General features: G+C 54.0%; 17 protein-coding genes, 1 tRNA gene and 1 pseudogene. 3 read left to right on the top strand and 16 right to left on the bottom strand.

The window, feature by feature from the left end; translation table 11 throughout:
• Position 1: 1 nt before the first annotated feature.
• Genes fliJ through fliF form a run of 5 tightly spaced genes read right to left on the bottom strand, consistent with a single transcriptional unit; the run spans position 2 to position 5,315 of the window.
• Positions 2–442 carry a flagellar export protein FliJ gene (fliJ, locus tag DBR37_RS13660; protein ID WP_124575041.1) on the bottom strand — a complete coding sequence of 147 codons (441 nt, stop codon included), beginning with the start codon at positions 440–442 and terminating at the stop codon, positions 2–4.
• A gap of 36 nt (positions 443–478) precedes the next feature.
• On the bottom strand, positions 479–1,882 hold the full coding sequence (gene fliI, locus DBR37_RS13655; protein ID WP_124575040.1) for a flagellar protein export ATPase FliI: 1,404 nt from the start codon (positions 1,880–1,882) through the stop codon (positions 479–481).
• Complete coding sequence (gene fliH / locus DBR37_RS13650) at positions 1,882–2,580, bottom strand: flagellar assembly protein FliH (RefSeq protein WP_124575039.1); 699 nt, start codon at positions 2,578–2,580, stop codon at positions 1,882–1,884. Before fliH ends, fliI begins: the two co-directional genes overlap by 1 nt.
• On the bottom strand, positions 2,573–3,568 hold the full coding sequence (gene fliG, locus DBR37_RS13645) for a flagellar motor switch protein FliG (RefSeq protein WP_124575038.1): 996 nt from the start codon (positions 3,566–3,568) through the stop codon (positions 2,573–2,575). Before fliG ends, fliH begins: the two co-directional genes overlap by 8 nt.
• Entirely contained in the window at positions 3,561–5,315 is a 1,755-nt protein-coding gene (gene fliF, locus DBR37_RS13640) for a flagellar basal-body MS-ring/collar protein FliF (protein ID WP_124575037.1), read from the bottom strand. Before fliF ends, fliG begins: the two co-directional genes overlap by 8 nt.
• Before the next feature lie 266 nt (positions 5,316–5,581).
• On the opposite strand from fliF, the gene fliE reads away from it, so the two are divergent.
• A complete protein-coding gene (gene fliE, locus DBR37_RS13635; RefSeq protein WP_124575408.1) occupies positions 5,582–5,935 on the top strand; it encodes a flagellar hook-basal body complex protein FliE in 354 nt (117 codons plus the stop codon).
• A gap of 125 nt (positions 5,936–6,060) precedes the next feature.
• Here fliE and DBR37_RS13630 read toward each other — a convergent pair whose 3' ends face one another.
• The 11 genes and pseudogenes from DBR37_RS13630 to DBR37_RS13580 form a co-directional block, all read right to left on the bottom strand.
• A complete protein-coding gene (locus DBR37_RS13630; RefSeq protein ID WP_124575036.1) occupies positions 6,061–6,819 on the bottom strand; it encodes a flagellar brake protein in 759 nt (252 codons plus the stop codon).
• Positions 6,820–6,872: 53 nt separating this feature from the next.
• Entirely contained in the window at positions 6,873–7,160 is a 288-nt protein-coding gene (locus tag DBR37_RS13625) for an EscU/YscU/HrcU family type III secretion system export apparatus switch protein (RefSeq protein ID WP_124575035.1), read from the bottom strand.
• 5 nt (positions 7,161–7,165) lie between these two features.
• Complete coding sequence (locus DBR37_RS13620; protein WP_124575034.1) at positions 7,166–8,305, bottom strand: flagellar hook-length control protein FliK; 1,140 nt, start codon at positions 8,303–8,305, stop codon at positions 7,166–7,168.
• Between the two features lie 13 nt (positions 8,306–8,318).
• Positions 8,319–8,660, bottom strand: a complete 342-nt coding sequence (locus tag DBR37_RS13615; RefSeq protein WP_124575033.1) for a flagellar protein FliT — start codon at positions 8,658–8,660, stop codon at positions 8,319–8,321.
• A gap of 3 nt (positions 8,661–8,663) precedes the next feature.
• Positions 8,664–9,152, bottom strand: coding sequence for a flagellar export chaperone FliS (gene fliS, locus DBR37_RS13610; RefSeq protein WP_124575032.1), 489 nt, complete (start codon positions 9,150–9,152; stop codon positions 8,664–8,666).
• A 17-nt stretch (positions 9,153–9,169) separates the two neighbouring features.
• The gene (gene fliD / locus DBR37_RS13605; protein WP_124575031.1) at positions 9,170–11,191 is read right to left on the bottom strand and encodes a flagellar filament capping protein FliD; all 2,022 of its coding nucleotides are present in this window, start codon (positions 11,189–11,191) and stop codon (positions 9,170–9,172) included.
• Between the two features lie 96 nt (positions 11,192–11,287).
• Positions 11,288–11,665 (bottom strand): flagellar protein FlaG, encoded by a 378-nt coding sequence (locus DBR37_RS13600; protein ID WP_124575030.1) that lies wholly within the window; start codon positions 11,663–11,665, stop codon positions 11,288–11,290.
• A gap of 83 nt (positions 11,666–11,748) precedes the next feature.
• A complete protein-coding gene (locus DBR37_RS13595) occupies positions 11,749–13,272 on the bottom strand; it encodes a flagellin (protein WP_124575029.1) in 1,524 nt (507 codons plus the stop codon).
• Between the two features lie 460 nt (positions 13,273–13,732).
• Positions 13,733–15,319 carry a GGDEF domain-containing protein gene (locus DBR37_RS13590; RefSeq protein WP_124575028.1) on the bottom strand — a complete coding sequence of 529 codons (1,587 nt, stop codon included), beginning with the start codon at positions 15,317–15,319 and terminating at the stop codon, positions 13,733–13,735.
• Positions 15,320–15,568: 249 nt separating this feature from the next.
• Positions 15,569–16,216 (bottom strand): annotated as a pseudogene (locus DBR37_RS13585) (response regulator).
• Between the two features lie 106 nt (positions 16,217–16,322).
• Positions 16,323–17,858, bottom strand: a complete 1,536-nt coding sequence (locus DBR37_RS13580) for a histidine kinase (RefSeq protein WP_233588385.1) — start codon at positions 17,856–17,858, stop codon at positions 16,323–16,325.
• A gap of 299 nt (positions 17,859–18,157) precedes the next feature.
• Between DBR37_RS13580 and DBR37_RS13575 the strand changes: the two genes are divergently transcribed.
• Positions 18,158–18,234: transfer RNA gene (locus DBR37_RS13575), tRNA-Arg, on the top strand.
• 499 nt (positions 18,235–18,733) lie between these two features.
• Positions 18,734–20,113, top strand: a complete 1,380-nt coding sequence (locus tag DBR37_RS13570; RefSeq protein ID WP_124575027.1) for a nucleobase:cation symporter-2 family protein — start codon at positions 18,734–18,736, stop codon at positions 20,111–20,113.
• Positions 20,114–20,127 lie beyond the last annotated feature (14 nt).

Raw genomic sequence — 20,127 nt, 5'->3', positions numbered from 1 at the left:
TTTATCGTTTGTAGAGCAGGGCTCTTGCCGCGTGTTCGTCAGTTTGCTTCTGGTCGCGTTTGTTTTCTTGCAATTGCCGGGCTTTCTCTGCGCGATTGGCCAACGTGCCGTAGGACATGCGTTTGCGTTCGCTGGCTTGCCAGGCTGAACGTTCGCGTCCTACACGCAGATGGGCGTCGCGTACTACCAATTGCTGACTGCTGATTGCCTGTTCCAGCTTGCCGAGGAAGAGCTGGTAATTCTGGTAGCCGAGCGCACTTAAACCAGTGCTCAGGTTTTGCTGGAAACGCGCCGCGTAGTCATCGCGGTATTGCACCAGCAAGGCCAGTTTTTGTTCGCTTTCTTCGGCCGTCTTCATGCATTTTCCAAGGCGTTTGGCGGCCTCGTCAGTTTCCTTGGTCGCCAGTTCGATCAATGTGTCTAATGCAGTAGATGTCGCCATTTGTGACTAATTATATTTTTTGCAGGGTTGCGGCAATCAGTCGAATAGCGAGGCAAGTTGCCCCAAGCTCTCGTTTATGCCGCACCGTTCGGTAATATCCTGTTGCAAAAATGACTCTATTTTCGAGTTCAGGGCAATTGCCTCATCCAGCACAGGGTCGGAACCTGCACTATAAGCGCCCACGCTGATCAAGTCACGATTGCGTTGATAACGCGAAGTCAGCTGTTTTAGCTTGCGTGTCTGTTTCTGATGTTCGGGCGTGGTGATGTTATGCATCGCACGGCTGATCGATTGTTCGATGTCGATCGCCGGATAGTGGCCGGCTTCGGCCAGTGAACGGTTCAGCACGATATGGCCGTCCAGGATGGCGCGGGCAGAATCGGCAATCGGATCCTGTTGATCGTCGCCCTCGGTCAGTACGGTGTAGAACGCCGTGATTGAGCCGCCGCCTTCCTTGCCGTTACCGGCGCGTTCGACCAGCGCCGGCAGTTTGGCAAAGACCGAAGGTGGGTAACCCTTGGTGGCCGGAGGCTCACCGATGGCCAGCGCAATTTCACGTTGCGCCATTGCGTAACGGGTCAGCGAGTCCATAATCAGCAAGACATCCTTGCCTTCATCACGGAAGTGTTCGGCGATGGCGGTGGCGTAAGCCGCACCTTGCAGGCGCATCAGCGGTGGCGTATCAGCCGGGGCCGCGACTACGACCGAACGCGCCAGGCCTTCCGCCCCCAGGATTTGTTCAATGAATTCTTTGACCTCACGACCCCGTTCGCCGATCAGGCCGACCACGATCACGTCGGCGGTGGTGTAGCGCGCCATCATGCCGAGCAAGACACTCTTACCGACGCCGGAGCCTGCGAACAGGCCCATACGCTGGCCACGGCCTACCGTCAGCATGCTGTTGATGGCGCGCACGCCGACGTCCAGCACATCGGTAATCGGCGCACGTGACAGAGGATTGGCGGCACGTACATTCAGTGGTGCGGCATGGAGCGCGTTCAGCGGCCCGAGGCTGTCCAGCGGGCGACCGGCGCCATCCAGCACACGGCCCAGGAGTTCGATGCCGACCGGCAGATGGCGGCCACGGTCACTCGGGCGGCGGCGTGGATGCGTAACGGCGCCAGGACGCGGCAGCGATTGCACCACTTCGACCGGATACACACGGGTACCGGGAACGATGCCTTCAACATCGCTTTGCGGCATCAGGAACAAACGGTCATTTTCAAAACCGACGACTTCGGCTTCTATGCGCGCGCCGTTTGCGAGCGGCACTGTACAGGCGCTGCCGACTGCAAGTTTGAGGCCGACGGCTTCCATGACCAGACCGGCGACGCGGGTGATGCGGCCGGATACCTGCATCGGTTCGGCGATGTCCAGCAGCATGCGGCAATCGCGCAGATAGGCTTGCCAGCGACCACTGTTGGGATGATCGGTCAGCATCAGATCAGCCAGTCAGATTCTTTGCCGAGGGCCGCGGCGATGCGTTGCCAGCGGGTGGTGGTGGTGGCGTCGATCTGGTTGGTGACGGTTTCGACGCGGCAGCTGCCTCTATCCATATGCGGATCTTCGACTACGCGCCAGGCGGCGCTGCTCAGTTCATCACCGAGGTGGCTGGCGATGATAGCGGCGTCGTCCGGATGCAAATGCAGCATCGCAGGTTGTTGCAAGGTCGGCAGGTAATGGATGGCTTCACGTACCAGCGGAATGATGAGTTCCGGGCGCACATTGAGCGCAGTTTTCAGCATCGCTTTAGCCAGATCGAGTGCCAGATCCAGCATATCGCTGGCGATCAATTCATTGGCCTGTGCTACTTCGGTACCAAAGGTGTCGGCAATATCCAGCAAGGTTTGCTTTTCCTGCGCCGCCTGCGCCCGACCTTCGGCCAGGCCGGCATTGCGGCCTTCTTCCATCCCGGCGGCATAGCCTTCCGCATGAGCTTGTGCACGTGCATTTTCAATTTGCTCGGCCATCGCCGCGATATTCGCAGTGTGGGCGGCGGCAGCTGCATTGGCGGCTGCCAGCTCGGCGGCATGATCCCTGAACGGTTCTGCCTTGGTGCTGGGCTTTACTTCGTTGAACGAAGTCATTTCCCAGCGTTGGTAAGCCGACTGGCGCTCTTTCGGGATGACGTTAGACATAAGCATCTTCCGCTTTGCCGCCCAGCGTCAGCTGACCTTCATCAGCCAGGCGACGGATGATTTGCAGGATTTCTTTTTGATTGGTTTCGACTTCGGACAGACGCACCGGACCTTTGGATTCCAGATCTTCGCGCATCATTTCACCCGCACGTTGCGACATATTCTTGAAGAATTTCTCGCGCAGTTCCGGTGTCGCGCCTTTGAGGGCAACGATCAGCGATTCGGACTGGACTTCGCGCAACAGCAACTGGATGCCACGATCTTCGATGTCCATGATGTTGTCGAAGACGAACATCTCATCCATGATTTTTTGCGCCATGTCGTTGTCATAGCTTTTCAGATTGGCCATGACGGATATTTCGTTTTCGCCGCTGAAGAAGTTGAGGATTTCCGCTGCAGCGCGTACGCCGCCCATCGGTTTTTTCTTCAGGTTTTCATTACCGGTCAGCAGCTTGGTCAGCACTTCATTGAGTTCGCGCAAAGCGGCTGGCTGCACGCCGTCCAGTGTCGCAATACGCAAGACGACGTCGTTGCGCAGACGCTCGGTAAAGCGTTCCAGCACTTCACATGCCTGGTCACGCTCAAGGTGAACCAGGATGGTTGCAATGATTTGCGGATGTTCGTTGCGCACCAGGTCGGCGACCGATTGGCCATCCATCCACTTCAGGCTTTCGATGCCGCTGGCATCGCGTGCACCGAGGATGCGGTTGAGCAGGGAAGCGGCTTTGTCATCGCCCAATGCCTTGGTCAGTACGTCGCGAATGTAGTCGTCGGAATCCAGGCCGAGCGAGGTGTTTTTCTCGGTTTCAGCACGGAATTCACTGAGCACCGAAACCAGTTCTTCGCTCTGGATCGCTTTCATCGTGGACATGGCTGCGCCCAGTTTTTGCACTTCGCGCGGACCCAGGTACTTCATCACTTCGGCGGCTTCATCAGCACCGAGTGCGAGCATCAGGATGGCACCTTTATGTACGCCGTTATCAATCATTTCCCACCCACGATTTCACAATGTTTGCGACGACTTTAGGATCTTTTCTGGCCAGCTCTTTGGCCGCTTCCAGATTCTGTTGATACGTATTTTGTATGCCCATCGGTTTGCCATCTTCTTCCAGATGCATTTTTTCCACCGCTGCTGCAGTTTCATCTTCCAGCGACAGCGGTTCCGGTGGCGGCGGATTCAGCTTGTTGAGCATAGGCTTCAACATTTTGCGATAGAGCATGAAGAGAATGATGCCGATCGCCAGATACTTGGCTGCCTGGATTGCCATCTCGATGACTTCCGGACGTTCCCACAGTGGTGGCTGGACGATTTCGTCTTTTTCCACGCCGGCGAACGGGCTGTTGACGACGTTCAGCGTATCGCCACGGTCTTTGTTGTAACCCATCGCCTCTTTGACGAGGTCGGTGATCTGGTTCTTCTCTGTTTCGCTCAGCGGGGCAATAGTGACTTTGCCGTCTTTTGCCACCACGCGTTTGTAGTTGACGACGACTGCGACCGACAGACGTTTCAGGCCACCCATAGGTTGCTGTACGTAGCGGACGGTTTTATCCACTTCGAAGTTGGTGGTCGTGTCTTTCTGTGTCGGCTGCGAATTCGCTGCTGCAGTGGCGGCCGCTGCAGCCGCCGCTGCGGCAGGTGTGCCGGGAGCTGGTGGATTGGTTGCAGTCGATGGCGTGCCGTCTGCAGCCAGCGGTGGTGCCGTCAATGGTGCGGTAGCGTTGGGTGCAGGCTGATTCGTCAATGCACCCGGCACACCGGAAGCGCCATTACCGTTGCCGCGGGATTCGCTGGTTTGCAAGCTGCGTACGGTGGCGCTGTTCGCTATCTGATTCGGTTTGTAGATTTCTGCAGCTTGTTCGCTGGTAGAGAAATCGACATCTGCAGTGGCTTCCGCACGGATATTATTCGCACCGACGATAGGTGTAATGATCGATTCGATGCGTTTGGTGATGCTTTGCTGCAGTTCCTGCACATATTTCAGTTGCGAAGGATCCAGCGTGTTGGAACCAGCAGGTTTGTTGGTTTCTGACAGCAGGTTGCCGGATTGGTCGACGATGGTGACGTTTTTCGGCGACAACTCAGGCACGCTGCTGGCGACCAGGTGGACGATGGCGCTGACTTGTTGCTGATCGAGGGCGCGACCCTGACGCAGGTTAAGCAAGACGGAAGCGGTTGGTTTTTGCTGGTCACGGACGAAGACCGATGCTTTCGGCATCGCCAGATGAACACGTGCGGCCTGTACTGCACCTACGGACTGGATAGAGCGGGCCAGTTCGCCTTCCAGTGCACGCTGGAAGTTGACCTGTTCGAGGAATTGGGAAACACCCAGCTTTTGGTTTTCCATCAACTCGAAGCCGACGCCGCCGCCTTTAGGCAAGCCTTCAGCAGCCAGTTTCAAACGGATTTCGTGAACTTTATCGGCCGGGACCAGGATGGCGCCGCCGCCTTCGGCGAATTTATAAGGAACGTTGGATGCTTGCAGTGACGACATGATGGCGCCGCCGTCGCGATCCGAGAAATTGGAGAAAAGCACCTTGTATTCCGGCTTTTGGCTCCACAGCACCAGTGCGATCATGACGGCGATCACGGCTGCGCTACCCAACATCAGCATGACTTTGCGTCCGTTCGGTGATTTCGCCAGATCCATGAAGGAGTTCTGCATATTAGGGCTGGCGTTTGCCTCGGCGGGAACGCCAGGTGGCAGACCGCCTTCGCCTGCTACGACTACTGCCATGATTGTGCTCCTGCGTGGCTATCGTCAAATCGGATTGGTGTATTCATCGCTGTTCTCGCTATTCAAGCTTTTTTCCGTAGCTTGAATTGTCGGGCTTGCGGGGAATTTCAATCTTTGGAATAGAGCAATATTTCTATGGCTTATCAGCCCGATCCAAATCAGGGTGCGTGATAACTTGTCGAGGTAGTTTGAACACCCTTGTGGGCAACAGATCAAGATCAGCTTAGGCAATTATAGTGCTTGCAAGCAACAAGATGGAGAGAATGATGAAAGTCGGTGGAATTGATTCAAGCGCGATAGATGCAATGGTCGCACAGCTCAGAGCAGCTGCGGCGCGCTCCCAGCCTAGCGTTAATCCGCTGGGCGGTATGGCACAACCGGAAAAGACGGCAACCCGTGCCGACTTTTCGCAGGCGCTGAAGGCGTCGCTCGATAACGTCGCCAGTGCGCAGAGCACTGCCAATCAAATGGGCGAGAAGTTTTCGATGGGAGATGACACCGTCAATCTGTCAGATGTGATGGTTTCTATGCAAAAGGCGAGTATTTCATTCCAGGCTACGGTGCAGGTACGCAACAAGCTGGTGTCCGCCTACCAGGAAATGATGAATATGCAGGTTTAGGGCGGGGCTGAAAAGCCTTTCGCAATCTTCCTTCAGCACACCTTGTCTACAGATGCCGCATTGCGCGGCATCCTTCCTGCAGTATCCCGTTCCGTATTTACTTCAGTACCAGGGCCGATCCGGGTTTAACCGAGCCCGGTCGCCTTAGCATTTTGCTCACGTTCGATCTTGGTGATGTACTTTTGTACGACGGCGAGGGTGCCGTTGGATGGGCGGATAAATTCGCAACCCAGACGATTGATGCTTTTACCATTGGTCAGCGTCAGTTCCAGCACATTGCGAACTTGCAGCGAAACGCTGATCACACCGCTACCCGGCAAATCAATCTTGCAATTATCATAAGTAAGACCGATGGCCGTACCCAGCAATTTCTTTTCATCGACGATGGAAATCCCGCCGCCGCTGATGTTGTGCAGCGTGGTGGCGATTTCGGTAGTCACGCCTTCCCTGGTATAAGGCACGATGCAGGAGACAGGTGCCGTCAACGGCGTTGGCACACGATAAAACTCGCGCCGTTGCAAACGGATCACACTGGTCGGCAATTCAATCACGAAAGCCGGCAGGTTTTCGTAAATGCAGGCTTCAGCGGATGGTGCGGTAAACAGTATCCGTATATTCTCGAGCACGGTTTCAAACGACAGTCGCTTACTGTCCAGCACACGCTGGTTCATGATGGCGGTCGGTGCGCAATCCAGCAGTACGGTGTCGTTTGTTTCGTCGATGTGGAGGATGGATGTAACAATCGTGTCGGCACCGTGATTGATGACCATCCTGACCAACTGATTGCGCTCGCCTATGCTGCGCAGCAGGGCAATAACTTCCCGGCGCGAGCGAACCCGGAACGGGTTCAAGTCGTCATTTTCGTGGTCGCTTACAAGTGTCATTATTATTTCTTTAAAACCGTAGGTAATTCACCGGCACTAAAAATTGCAACTAATCATGATACATTGCCGCCGCCTTGTTGGGCAGCCTCAACGCGATATAACCATGCCAGAAGCTCCGCCACCGCCCGGTACAGGGCAGGCGGAATGTGCTCATCCAGCTCGACTTGCAATAAAAGTGCCACCAATTCTTTCGACTCATGGATGGCGACGCCATGTTCTTTGGCGCGCTCTATGATTTGTTCGGCAATTGCACCGCGCCCCTTCGCTACTACGCGTGGCGCCGAGTCATTACTCTGGTAGGCAAGCGCGACGGCTTGCTGGGGTGGGGTGGGCTTGTCCATCCTGCTTATCCCCCTTGTTTTACCAGGAATGATTCCAGCGGTGATCCTGCTGCACCCAGTGCGTCCGCCAGTGATTCGCCATGCGTGCGCAGGGCGCTGGCGGTTTCCGCGCTGGGCGTATTCACCTGTATCTGTACTTTATCTCCCACCAGCCTGACGGATGCGGATACCGCACCCAGCGTCGGCAAGGAAAACCGTACTGTGCTGTTCCATACCTGCTCCGGCTCGGCTTGCTCCTTGCCTTTTTGTGGCGTTTCGTCCGAAATTTCCCATTCCAGCGGCTGCCCGGGGAATAGTTCGCCTTGCCACATGATGCGTCGCTGTTCCAGCGTATCGAGTTGCAGGCTGATCAGTTTGACGGCTTCGGTGCCCGCCAATTCGGGTTGTTTGCTGCTTATAGGTGCAATCGCTTCCTGCAGGTCTGCGCTGCGTGCCGACACCGCCGCCTTTTGTGCATCTGCCGGCTGGGTGCGCTCACCAGTCACCAGCCCGCGCAAATTGTTGACCAGGCGATTCAAATCGCCGCCGGTCCCCGGTTCCGGTTCCGGGGCCGGTTGCGGCGTACCGAGGAGTGAGGTAGCGACGCGTTTGGCTGGCGGTTCACGCAATAAGTCTGTCGCCGGGCGTGCACCGAGTGCCCACTGCGCGACGTGTGATTCATAAAAAAGTCCGCTGAAGGCAATCGCGTTTTGCAAGGCGCCGGCTATTTGCGGTGCCGGCGCACCCGGCGTGTTCAGTAGGGGGGTCTTGCCAACCAGCGTAGTCGGCATGCTGCCTTCCTGTGCCAGTTGCAGCATATTGCCGATCAGGCGGCCGGCATTACTTAGCGAGGTGGTCGCGCCGGGATCGGGTTTGCCAAGCAGGAAAGTAGGGCGCGGCTGCACTGCCAGCAGCGTCAGGTCGACCGTGTCACCGGCTTTGGTGCCGGGTGGCAGCGCCATGCTGGCGGGTGCATTGTTGATCTTGACGAGGAAGTTACCGTCCGCCAGGCGTGACAACACTTGCGCCTGGTATTCCTTGCCAAGCGTAAGCTGGATGAGCCGGTCTAGTGATTCCTGTTTGGCTTGTCCCAACGCCGTTGCCGGCGTGGTTGCCTCGATCAAGATTACGGGCCGGGTACCTGTGATATCGGCCCGTGGCAGCATAAGTTAATCCGGATTAATTCGAGCGACCGCCGGCACCATAGGCGTGATTGAGTTTGCGCTCAGTCCCGGTGCTATTGATGAGCATGGACAGCTTGGCCATCCACGGTTCGGTGATGTTGCGGATTTCACGGTCATCAGCCAGGATCTTTTTAATGATCTCGACCTTGCGTTCACGTTCTGCCCCGCTCAATGCCACTGGCGTCTCTCCGCTTTTCAGCATGCTTACCTGCGCCGCACAGCGTTGTTCCAGCGCCGTCAGTTCTTCCCAGTCACCGCTGCGTGCTGCCGCCAGCATCTGATCGGTTATGGTCGCAACGTTTTCGTACAGACAAATGATTTCTTGTTCGTTCATCATCGATCAGGCTTTCATTAAACGGGACATGTTAGGCGCGAGTGCATCGTAGGAAGATGCTTGTATTTGTCCTGGCAATCCGTTCACCGGTGCCGGTGCGGCGGATTGCGGAGCGATTTCTTCCCATGCACTTTTAATATCGTTGAGCAGGGTTTGTACTTCCTGAATGATGGCCGGGTCGTTATTCAGGTTAGCGAGTAACAGACGTCCGCCCATGTATTCATACAGTGCATCAAGATTGATGGCGATTTCGCCGCCCACCGATTTGTCGAGACTGGCGCGCAGGCCGTTTTCGATAATCATGATGGCCTTGGAAATGGCTTTGCCTTTTTCCGGGATATTCCCGGCCTGCATCTGCTGCAGGCCGTTGTTGAGTGCGATTTGCGCACCTTCAAACAGCATGATGATGAGCTTGTGCGGATTGGCGGCTATGACGCCAGTTTCCATGCCAACCTTGGCATAGGCGTTTGCTCCGCTTTGCGATGATCCAAACATTGATGTCTCCCGTAGCCTTAGTTGCTCGAGCTGCTATTTGCAGCAATCGCGGCGAGCTGTTGTGTCAGATAGTTTTGTGTCGACTGCATGCTGGAAACCAGGGTATCCAAAGCGGTGAATTGCTTGCGATAACGTGCCTCAATCGCAGCCAGGCGGATTTTGAACGCATCTGCATCGTCCGTCAGGCGTTTGATGTTGCTGTTGAGGCTGGTGGTGTTGCCGGCGATGAGGCCGTCAGTACCGATGAAGCTGTCGGTCAATTTACTCAGACGATCGGCATAGCCTTGCGAGAAGTCGATTTTGCCGCGGCTACCCAAGGTACCGCCGATAACTTCTATCTTCAGTCCCGCTGCGTCCGAGCCTTTGGCTGCGCTCAGGATCTGGCCGGAACCGGTAGCCAGCATGCCGCCTATGGTGCCTTCTACATCGACGCCGTTGGTGCCGCTGGATACAGAGCCGAGCAAAGCAGAGACTGGTGTGCCGGTTTCTGAGTTAATACTGATTTTGGAAGCGGAACCGTAACGGTCCGATTGCAAATTCAGGAAACCGTTGCTGTCTATGGTTGCGGTTACCTTTGAACCTGCCTTTGAAATTTCGGACGCACCATTGATGGCGGACTGCACCATCGCTGCGAGTTCTTTCGCGGTATAGGTACCTTCAGTCAGGTTGATCTTGGACGATACGCCATCGAGCGTAATGTTCATCTTCGTGTTTGGCAAAATCGTGGTGCTGCCGGCATTCAGATTGACAGTGCCTGTCATCTCGGCGCGGGTGGCCAGTTTGGTGACTGTGATGTCGTAGCTGCCAGCCTTGGTTGCCGAACTCGAAGCATTGAAATTGATAAGGCTGTCGGTTGCTTTACCGACCGTCGCAAACAGACCCGCGATATCGTTGTAGTTGGTCTCCATCATCTTGCTAAGCTTGGCGGAGTCCAGCGCGAGTGTGCCATCGCGTTGCACGGTCACGCCGAGCTGCGGCAAGGACATATTCGTATTGCTCAATCCTTCCAGTGAAGCCGACAGTGTCTTGCTGAGTTGTTCCTGGATGGTGCGAGCCGTCGAGTCGCCAACCAGCAGGCCACCAGTCTTGGTAGTTGCATCGTAGGCGGTCAGTTTTTTGATGGTACCGGTGAGATCGTTATACGCCTTGATAAACGCTTTGACACTGGTCTCTACCGCCGCCGTATCCTTGGCGATGCTCATGGTGGTGTTGCCGATTTTAGAAACATTCAGGGTAACGCCCTGTATCGCTTCCTTGACTTCATTGGTCGGGCTATCGACGAAGAAGCCGTTCACCGTCAACTGGGTGTTTTGTCCTGCGCTGTTTTGTTTCAGCGATTGGGTGCCGGCCGGATCGTATCCGAGCAGGCTTTGCAAAGCCGGATCACCATCCACATCGATTTTCATGCTGGAAACCGCACCGGTTTTATTCGATGTGAAGACCAGGTGATCAGGTGCCGCGCTACCGTTGGAAACCAGAGTCGCGGTCACGCCGATATTGGCTGCATTGACCGCATCGCGTATGCCTTGCAGCGAGTTGTCGCCATTCTTGATGGTGACGGTACCGGTCGCCTGCTTGGCGTCTTGCGTGAAGGTCGCGCCGCTATATACGCCGTCGGTCAGGGTGCCGCCGCTGATGGTACCGAACTGGAAGGTCAGCGTGGTGGTCGCGCCAGTGCCGATCAGGGCGGTTTTGCTGGTTTGTCCTGCGGTGGAAAGACTGTGCGCCTGCGCCAGTTGTGTGACATTGATCTGATAGTTACCGGTTGCCGCCTTGGTGCTGGCAGTACCGCTCAGGATGGTTTTGTCCGCTACTGTGGTTTGCAGGTTTTCAAAAGTCGAGCTTTTACCCAGCGATGACATCGCTGTCTGAAATGCGCTGAGTGCGCCACTGAGAGTGCCGTAAGCGGTTAACTTGGCTTGATAGCTCGCTTCCTTTTGCGCCATCAACGTCAGAGGCTGACTTTCAGCCGTCATGAGGTTGGTCAATAAGGTGTCGAGGGGTAAACCGGAGCCAACGCCGATTGATGAAACGGCCATTTGCTTCTCCTGCTAGAGAAAAACCACAATATATAGGAAGGCAGACGAGGGTAAGCCCAAGGTAAGAGGGTGAATTACCCGTCTGTTTGATGCAATTTATGCTTTTTGCTTCACCAACAGCCCTTGCAACTTATCCAGGGCCTTGGAAATTTCGAGCGCTTCGAGAGACGGCATCTGGCGTATGACTTCCTTCGTCTGTTGATCAACAACCTTGACGATGGTGCGATTGCTGTCTGAGTCGACTGTAAATTCCAGGTTGGAAGATAAACCTTGCAATGCTTTGTTGATGCTTTGCAATGCCTGGCCGACCTGGCTTTGCGCGTTGGCGGCATCCGGTTGCTGGACAGCTCCGGTAGTGAGCACGGGGGAAGAGACTGCTTTGGCTGCAGGATTTACCGCGCTGCTGACTGGCGACGGTTGCGGATCGATTCGTGTACCTGCCTTGGCGCTACTAGCAATTTGTCCGATATCCATAATTGACTCCTGTTGTAACGAATCCCCGGCTACCAAAATGCAGCCGGGGATTCATTTCTTACTACGCTGCTGACGGGCTAGGATTAGCCACGGAGCAGGGCGAGCACGCCGTTAGGCAGCGAGTTCGCTTGTGCCAACATTGCGGTACCAGCTTGTTGCAAGATTTGACCGCGTGTCAGGTTAGCTGTTTCCGAAGCGAAGTCAGCATCCAGAATACGGCTGCGAGCTGCGCTCAAGTTTTCGCTGGTGGTGCTGAGCGAAGAAACAACTGATGTGAAGCGGTTTTGCAACGCACCCAGCGAAGCGCGGGAGGAGCTGATGTTTGCCAGAGCAGAGTCAATGACTTGCAATGCATCGTTAGCGCCGCTTGGGATACCGTTGGTCAGTGTGGTGATGTCGATGCTGGCAACCGACGACAGTGCGCTCGAGTTAGCAGCTGCGGTGAAGATGGTGCCTGCAGCCGAAGTACCAACTGTGAACGAACCCGACGAGTTGAACGACAGTGTGCCGCCGACAGTCATCGAATCGCCAATTGCTGCAGCATCTGCTGCGCCACGAACCAGTGCTTTAGCCGTACCGGTGCTGCCTTGTACTGTGGTCGAGTTATTAGCGGTCAGGTTGTTGGTGATACCGATGTCGTAACCTTGCGATTGTGTCAGCGAGATTTTGCCTGTCGATGTATCAGCAATTGCGTTGATGCCGGTTACGCCGGATTGTGCATTGATCGCAGCAGCCAGGCCGCCAACGTCAGTTGCAGTCGCCATTGTTGCAGTAACAGTAACTGGGTTAGCCGAACCGTCAGCTTTAGGTGCGCCCTGGATCGTGAACGATTGGGTGCCTGCGGTGAAGCTTGCCAGGGTAGCTGTGGTGGTTGCAGTTGCGGTTACACCGGTCGAACCCGAAGCAGCGTTGATGCCTTTAGCAATTGCATATGCAGTTGCGCCACCAGCAGCAGCGTAGGTCGATGTTGTACCGTTACCTTGTACTGTCAGGGTTTGTGCAGCATTTTGGTTGACGCCGATGGTGCCGGCAACAGTACCTGCGAACGACGAAGCACCGGAAGTATTGCCAGTAGCTGTAGTTTTGATCGCGTTGTTACCGATAGCGGATGCCTGGGTGTTGCCGATCGAGAAGTTGATCGTTTGGTTAGCGTTTGCACCAACCTGGAATTGCGCGTTGCTCAGCGAGCCGTCCAGAACGTTTTGGCCGTTGAACTGAGTGGTGTTAGCAACACGGTTCAACTCTTGTTGCAGTTGGCCGACTTCTTCTTGCAGCGAAGCACGGTCAGATGCGGAGTTGGTGCCGTTAGCAGATTGAACTGCCAGGGTACGCATACGTTGCAGCAGGTCGGTTGCTGTTGCCAGACCACCCTCAGCTGTTTGCGTCATCGAGATGCCGTCGTTGGCATTACGTGCTGCTTGATTCAAGCCGTTGATCTGGCTGGTCATACGATCAGAAATTGCCAAGCCTGCAGCATCATCTTTTGCGCTGTTAATACGCAGACCTGAGGACAGGCGTTGCAGCGAAGTAGCGAGGGAAGATTGCGATGCGGTCAGGTTGCGTTGGGAATTCAGCGACGAGATGTTGGTGTTAATGACTGCGGCCATGTTAATTCTCCTGTTGTAGTCCGATGGAAGTCCGACTGAAGCACTTCAACGCCTGCTTTGCGATTTACTGCATATGCAGCGTCGTTGTAAGTTTTATCGGACGGTTCCGGGAAAAGTTTAGTGATGGACTGAAACTAATTTTTTCCCGGTCTCGCCCGAACTGCAGCCAGATATGTCCTTTGTCGGTTGCTAGCTGGAAAATCTTTAAGGAAAAAATGTGAGATTTAAAACAAATAAAAAGCGAAATTACCCTTAATTTTTTCGAAATCCTGTCGTGTGGGGAATTGCAAAAAAACACATTATCCAGCTCAACAGAGCCATCATCTGCGTTGAAAAAAATTGCAAAATATTGTGAAAAAACGACGGAGTGACGATGGTTCAGAGAAAAGCCCCGCATTTCTGCAGGGCTTTTTTTGTTTAATTTCTCTTGAAGGGCGGTGCTTTTGGCCCCGGACCGGACTTATTGTGCGGGGATGACGCGATTTTTCCCGGCTTTTTTCGCTTCGTAGAGAGCCATGTCTGCGCGTTTGATCATTGCCGCCTGGTCTTCCAATTCTTTGCGCAGTGCGACGCCGGCACTGAAAGTCATGAGCAGGCGAGTGTGGTTATGCATGAAAATCTGCTTGGTCAGTTCGCGTTGCAGGCGTGTGACGGTCAGGATTGCCTCTTCCAGTGGGGTATCCGGCAAGACGATCAGGAATTCCTCGCCACCGAAACGGGCGATGACATCCATCGAACGCAGTGTTTCCTTGATAACGCGTACCAGATGTATCAGTGCCTCATCGCCGGCGATGTGGCCATACTTGTCGTTGATTTTTTTGAAATCGTCCAGATCCAGCATGGCGATGCAAAGCGGCAACGCACGCCTGTCTGCGCGCGCAATTTCGCGTTCCAGCACATCGTCCAGGCCGCGTCGGTTCAGGCTGCCGGTCAGTTGATCTTCTCGCACCAGTTCGCTCATTTGTTCCAGTTGCTGTTCCAGGTTGTGGATGCGTGCTTCTGCATCTTCGACATCTTTGCGGGCTGCCAGCACGATGTCGCGTGAACGTAGCGCCTCGGTTTGAGCGATCCGGGTTTCGCGTTTGACTTCGTCGAGGATTTTGCTGAGCTTGTTGATATCTGCAGTTTCCGTGAGTTCTTTTGAGTACCTGTCAATTTGCTGGTGGTAGTTGCCGGTGGTATTGGCGATGTCTGCCAGACGATCGATAAATGTGTTGACCATGTTTTTGACGGAAACCTTGGCGTCGTTGATGCTGTTCTTCAACGTGCCTTGTTTGTAGATAACTTCTTTCAGGCTGCGCATGACTTCATTCAGCGCAACATCATTAATAGGTGCCGAGATCAAATCGCGTACTGCTTCAATTTGTCCGTGCATCCATGAGTCCTGTTCCAGCAGGCCATCGATGTTTTCCAGCAGCAGGCGGAACAGGCGCAGCAGCATTTCATGTTGCTGCGCCATATCGCCGCTTTTGAGTTCGATCTTGAAGCAGAGCTGCTTGAGCTTGCCGGATACCTCATTCAGGCTGGCTTCAGTGTTTGCATCCTTGATGGAGCGTCCGAGTGCTTCGGCTTCAGCTGCCAGCTCAGGCGCGCCCTGCAAGAGGGAAGCAACGGCCAGGGTCAGGGTGCGCGTCAGCAAGTCGCGCAAGAGTGCAGGTTGCGGATCATCCACCAATGACAAGCTGGTGCTGCTGCTAGTGACGGGTGCTGCTGCGGCATTGCTATTGGCCTGGATTGCCAGCTGCGTCTGGTAATGCTTGACCAGTTGCGTCAGCCCTTTGCTGAAGTCCAGCCAGTACGAGGTGGTAGCCGCTTCTTCCAGGGTTTTGCCTATGATGGCGACACCGTCCGGTGCCGTCGACAGGGAGGCGGCAAATTCGGCCAGGATTTCCTCTGGTGTGGGCTGCGGCGCATAACCTGCAATTTCGTCGTAAATGGCGCGATAAGCGTCCGGCGTCGGAGCTATTCTGCGGACAGCCAGTTGGCGAAAAGCTTCTCGTGCGATTTCAGCAGGGTTTTGTGGCGGGGTGTCTCGCTTGTCTTGCATGAATGCACGCGCGTTTCTTTATTATGGATGGACCGGATATTGGCCTGTTTCGCAATAATATAACTATGCTGATAAGTCTGATAAGTGGATTAAGCAGGCAAATGCTGGCCACTTTGACGCTTTATCCAAAATGCAACAAAAACCGGCTCTGGACGCGGTTTTCCTTATCTTTAAGGTAATTATTTTGACATTCAACGGAATGCATGGAACCAGCTGAAATAAGCCGATGCCGGTCAATTAAGAGGGAAATTAATCAACCAAATGGTTTTTGATCGCGTAATGCGTCAGTTCGGCATTGTGGCGGAGTTTCATTTTTTGCAATAGTCGCGAGCGATACATGCTGATGGTTTTGACGGAAAGGACCAATTCGTTGGCTATGTCGCTGACGGTTTTGCCGGATGCGATCATGGTCAGGGTCTGGTACTCGCGATCAGACAGGGTTTCATGCAGTGGTGTTTCGTGGTCGTCACTGATCTGGTTGGCCAGTTCTTGCGCGAGTGCAGCGCTAATGTATTTGCGGCCGCTGGCAACCTGGCGTATCGCATTTACCAGTTCGGCGGGCGCGCTTTGTTTGTTCAGGTAGCCGGATGCACCTGCTTTCAGTGAACGTATCGCGTATTGATCTTCGCGGTGCATGGAGAGCATGAGGACGGCCGTCTTCGGTGACTATTTTTTGACCTGTTTTAATACTTCTATTCCGCTGCGATCAGGCATCGAAATATCCAGCAATAACACCTGACATGTACCTTCACGGGTGAGTTTGATAGCCTCTATGCCGTTTTCAGCATGACCTGCCACCACGATATCTTTCGTATCTGCAAGGATCTGCTTTAAACCCTCGCGCACGATCGCGTGATCGTCGGCAATCAAGACTTTAATTACGTTCTTCGTTGTCATTGTTATATTTTATGGCCTGGATAACAGCGCCAGATTTGAGTTGACTATTTGTCTAGATGTGACAAATTTTGGCGCAACAAGGTTCCTGACCGCCAAATTCTGTCGCTTAATGCCCAATATTATTCGTCTGGATGCTGCCAGATACCGGAGTAGTGGGCAACGGTAGGTTTAGAGCAACGACTGTGCCACCTTTGGGCGCAGTACTGACGGACAAGCTGCCGCCCAAAGCCAGCGAACGCTCGACCATGCCGCGTATGCCAAACGATTTCGGTTTTGCGCGATCGGCCAGTTCGATGCCGCGACCGTTATCAATAATCTCCAGGCGCACGTATTGTGGCGTGTGCATCAGTTGTACCGTCACCAGGGTGGCTTGCGCATGTTTGGCAATATTGGTGAGGGCTTCCTGGAAGATGCGGAACAGGGCTGTTGCCTGATCCATGTCCAGATCGATTTCGGCCTTGTTCGAAACAAACTCACAGGGCATGCCTAGTTGCTTTTCAAATTCCTTGCTTTGCCAGTCGATTGCCGCTACCAGTCCAAAGTCGAGTATGCCGGGACGCAGGTCACCGGCGATACGGTGTACGGTTTCTATTGTGCGATCTACCAGTGATTCGACGTAGGCGGCTTTTTCATACAGTTCAGGGGATTTGGCTGGCAAGCGTCGCGTTAATAAGGCGAGTGCCATTTTGATCGCAGTCAGATTGCCGCCGAGGTCATCGTGGATCTCGCGCGCGATGCGGGTGCGTTCTTTTTCTTTGACGGTGTTGACGTGTGCGGATAGTTCGGCGAGCTGTGCACGAGAACGGATAATTTCTTCCTGCTCGTGTTTGCTGGCCGTGATATTTGTCATGATGCCTTCCCATTGCACACTGTCATCATCCAGTGCACGTGGCGTGGCGCGCAGATTAATCCACTTAATGTCTTTCCACTCCTCGACCCAGATCCGGCCTTCCCAGTTCCAATTGTTCATCTGCTCGGCAGAGACCCGCATGGTGTCGCGAAATGAGGACATGTCCTGATGCAAAATCAAGCCGGTAAATAGCGCCGAGTTGTCGCATAGTTCTTCCGAGCTGATACCCAGCAGTGCCTCGCAGCCGTCGCTGACATAAGGGAAAGAGAATCGTCCATCCTTGCGCAGACGGAATTGATAAACCAGGCCCGGTGTATTGGATACCATCGCACTCAGGCGCGACTCGCTGGCGCGCAGTGCTTTATCTGACTTGTCGCGCGAACTGACGTCGTTACCGATGGCGATGATGGCCGGTGTCGTATCGGATGCGATGTAGAACAACTGACATTCGATCGGGTAGCTGCTGCCATCCTTGCGCGTGTGCTGCGTACTAATGGAGACGGAGGTATTACTGCCGTTTTGCAGGTCCTGGATGAACTGAGCGTATGCTTCCTGCGTGACATCTCTGGCGATGCAGGTCGGCGACATTGCGCTTAATTCATCGTGGTTGTATTGCAGATTTTTGCAGGCGCCTGGATTAACGTATTCAAAGCGTAGTGTGTTGCAGTTTAAAACGTAGATTTCGCTGGACGATCCTTGCAAGATCGTTGGCAGCCATTCGGCATGCATCGTGTTAATGGCGTTTCCCTTTTGTTCAATATGTTTTTTGCCTGTAGCGCGGTGGCCAGCCATCTCGTCTCCTGCGAGCTAAGTGTTGGTTGCGATTGCAGATGAAAATAGTTGCGACGACTGTAGCATACGTTATGCGTTCGAACGCTTGTAAGTCGCCTGCATCCGGAGGGTATGGACTTTGATAGGGGCTGCATTCTGTCGCTTGTTTAATATGGCACATATCATGGGCAAGAGGGCAGGATGATGGTACATGTGGTGTGTGTGGAATAAGAAAAAATGCCTTTGTAGAATTATTTAGATAAAAATCTGCAAACGGGGCTTCCAATCTGAAATATAGTCATGCTATAATTTTTTCTTTCGCGGCTGTAGCTCAGCTGGATAGAGTACTTGGCTACGAACCAAGGGGTCGTGGGTTCGATTCCTGCCAGCCGCACCAGATATAAAGGGTCCATCGCAAGATGGACCCTTTTTTCTTTTCCGGATTTGATTTGCATCACTATCAGTACATCTGACCGATCTTTTTCTTGCCCAGTTTCGCGCAACTAAAGAACGGGCAGGACCATGCAAGTTCCTGTCATCCGCGCATCTTCCTATTTCATGTGATTGACCTTGAGGTATCAGCTAATCAGCCCGCCTGATTTTCATTGTGCGAGCAGGGCTGCGCTCATTCAGTGGTTGCCAATTATCACTATTGCAATCATCTCGGCGATTGCCTATCTACTCCAGGTATGCAAGCGTCGTCACCTTCAGGCCTGGCATCCAACTGCCTATGCTGCCCCAGCTCATTCATTGCCTAACACGATGGATTAATATTTTTATTGCTATTTACCGATAGCAGACCCGATGGCAATCTCAGTTTGCGCTCGATTCAATCAAGCGTACGCCGGAGATGCCAAGCCAGGAAATCGGGCGATATAAAAACCAGGAGACGAGGCATGAAGGAAATTGCCCACGTGGATGCAGCCGATGAGTTGCTTCCGCCGCCTAAGCTTTTCGTACTAGGTTTACAGCATGTGTTGGTGATGTATGCAGGAGCCATCGCAGTCCCTCTCATTATTGGTGGCGCATTAAAGATGTCGAAGGAGGACATCGCTTTTCTGATCAGTGCCGATTTGTTCTGTTGCGGACTGGTGACCATGATTCAATGTATGGGTATGGGAAAGAAGGTTGGTATCCGTCTACCCGTCATGATGGGTATTGCCTTTACCGGCATCGGGCCGATTATTGCAATCGGTAGCAATCCGGATCTCGGCATGCAGGCAGTCTTCGGCGCTGTCATCGGTTCCGGGATATTTACTTACTTTGCCGCGCCTTACATGAGTTGCCTGGTACGCTGGTTCCCGCCTGTCGTCACTGGTTCGGTCGTGTTAATGATCGGTATTTCACTCATGCGGGTCGGTATCAACTGGGCAGCTGGTGGCCAGCCCACGATAGCAAGTCCGACCGGCCCCATCCCGAATCCGATGTATGGCATTCCCTTGCATCTGGCCCTGGCAGGAACGGTGCTGTTATCGGTATTGTTGCTGACGGCCTTTGTGAAGGGTTTTCTCACCAATATCTCCGTGCTGCTGTCGATTGCATTTGGTTTCATCATCGCCATCGCGCTCGGCAAGGTTGATTTTGCAGGTGTGCTGACTGCACCCTGGTTCAGCCTGATCAGTCCCTTCCATTTTGGTTTACCTACCTTTGATCCACTTTCTATCATGATGCTCAGTGTCGTCATGATTGTGATGATGATTGAATCGACCGGACTTTTCCTTGCTCTGGGAGAGATCGTCGGACGTCCGATCACGCGCGATACCCTGGCGCGTGGCCTGCGGGCGGACGGCGTAGGCAATATGGTTGGCGGCGTGTTCGGTACATTTTGCTATACCTCGTATTCGCAAAATATCGGCCTGGTGCAGATGACAGGTGTACGCAGTCGCTGGGTGTGTGTGGCGGCCGGTGCGATTCTGGTTGTGCTCGGATGTTTGCCCAAGATGGCTTTCCTCGCCGCTTCGATTCCTCAATATGTACTGGGCGGTGCTGCGGTCGTGATGTTTGGTATGGTGGCTGCCGCAGGTATCAAGATATTGGTGCGCGCAGACTTTGCCAATAACAGCAAAAACCTCTACATCGTGGCCGTGAGCCTGGTACTCGGCATGATTCCATTGGTCGGTGAGCGCTTCTTTTCGCAATTGCCTGAGTTTATCGCCAAGTTCATGCAAAACGGAATCTTGCTTACCAGTTTTACTGCGGTGGCCCTGAATATCCTGTTTAACTATCGCAGCACGACTGAAGCAGTAGAGGGATTCGCATTGGAAGACAAGGCATAAAGCTGCGTTGATGA

Source organism: Herminiimonas sp. KBW02 (genome assembly GCF_003852535.1).
Lineage (GTDB): Bacteria > Pseudomonadota > Gammaproteobacteria > Burkholderiales > Burkholderiaceae_D > Oxalicibacterium.
The sequence above is the reverse complement of the archived record's forward strand: the minus strand, read 5'-3'. Positions and strand labels throughout refer to the sequence as shown.

Bases quoted from the DNA above. Each gene is read 5' to 3' on its own strand.
- fliJ (WP_124575041.1), bottom strand. From the start codon at position 442: ATGGCGACATCTACTGCATTAGACACATTGATCGAACTGGCGACCAAG.
- fliI (WP_124575040.1), bottom strand. From the start codon at position 1,882: ATGCTGACCGATCATCCCAACAGTGGTCGCTGGCAAGCCTATCTGCGC.
- fliH (WP_124575039.1), bottom strand. From the start codon at position 2,580: ATGTCTAACGTCATCCCGAAAGAGCGCCAGTCGGCTTACCAACGCTGG.
- fliG (WP_124575038.1), bottom strand. From the start codon at position 3,568: ATGATTGATAACGGCGTACATAAAGGTGCCATCCTGATGCTCGCACTC.
- fliF (WP_124575037.1), bottom strand. From the start codon at position 5,315: ATGGCAGTAGTCGTAGCAGGCGAAGGCGGTCTGCCACCTGGCGTTCCC.
- fliE (WP_124575408.1), top strand. From the start codon at position 5,582: ATGAAAGTCGGTGGAATTGATTCAAGCGCGATAGATGCAATGGTCGCA.
- DBR37_RS13630 (WP_124575036.1), bottom strand. From the start codon at position 6,819: ATGACACTTGTAAGCGACCACGAAAATGACGACTTGAACCCGTTCCGG.
- DBR37_RS13625 (WP_124575035.1), bottom strand. From the start codon at position 7,160: ATGGACAAGCCCACCCCACCCCAGCAAGCCGTCGCGCTTGCCTACCAG.
- DBR37_RS13620 (WP_124575034.1), bottom strand. From the start codon at position 8,305: ATGCTGCCACGGGCCGATATCACAGGTACCCGGCCCGTAATCTTGATC.
- DBR37_RS13615 (WP_124575033.1), bottom strand. From the start codon at position 8,660: ATGATGAACGAACAAGAAATCATTTGTCTGTACGAAAACGTTGCGACC.
- fliS (WP_124575032.1), bottom strand. From the start codon at position 9,152: ATGTTTGGATCATCGCAAAGCGGAGCAAACGCCTATGCCAAGGTTGGC.
- fliD (WP_124575031.1), bottom strand. From the start codon at position 11,191: ATGGCCGTTTCATCAATCGGCGTTGGCTCCGGTTTACCCCTCGACACC.
- DBR37_RS13600 (WP_124575030.1), bottom strand. From the start codon at position 11,665: ATGGATATCGGACAAATTGCTAGTAGCGCCAAGGCAGGTACACGAATC.
- DBR37_RS13595 (WP_124575029.1), bottom strand. From the start codon at position 13,272: ATGGCCGCAGTCATTAACACCAACATCTCGTCGCTGAATTCCCAACGC.
- DBR37_RS13590 (WP_124575028.1), bottom strand. From the start codon at position 15,319: ATGCAAGACAAGCGAGACACCCCGCCACAAAACCCTGCTGAAATCGCA.
- DBR37_RS13580 (WP_233588385.1), bottom strand. From the start codon at position 17,858: ATGGCTGGCCACCGCGCTACAGGCAAAAAACATATTGAACAAAAGGGA.
- DBR37_RS13570 (WP_124575027.1), top strand. From the start codon at position 18,734: ATGAAGGAAATTGCCCACGTGGATGCAGCCGATGAGTTGCTTCCGCCG.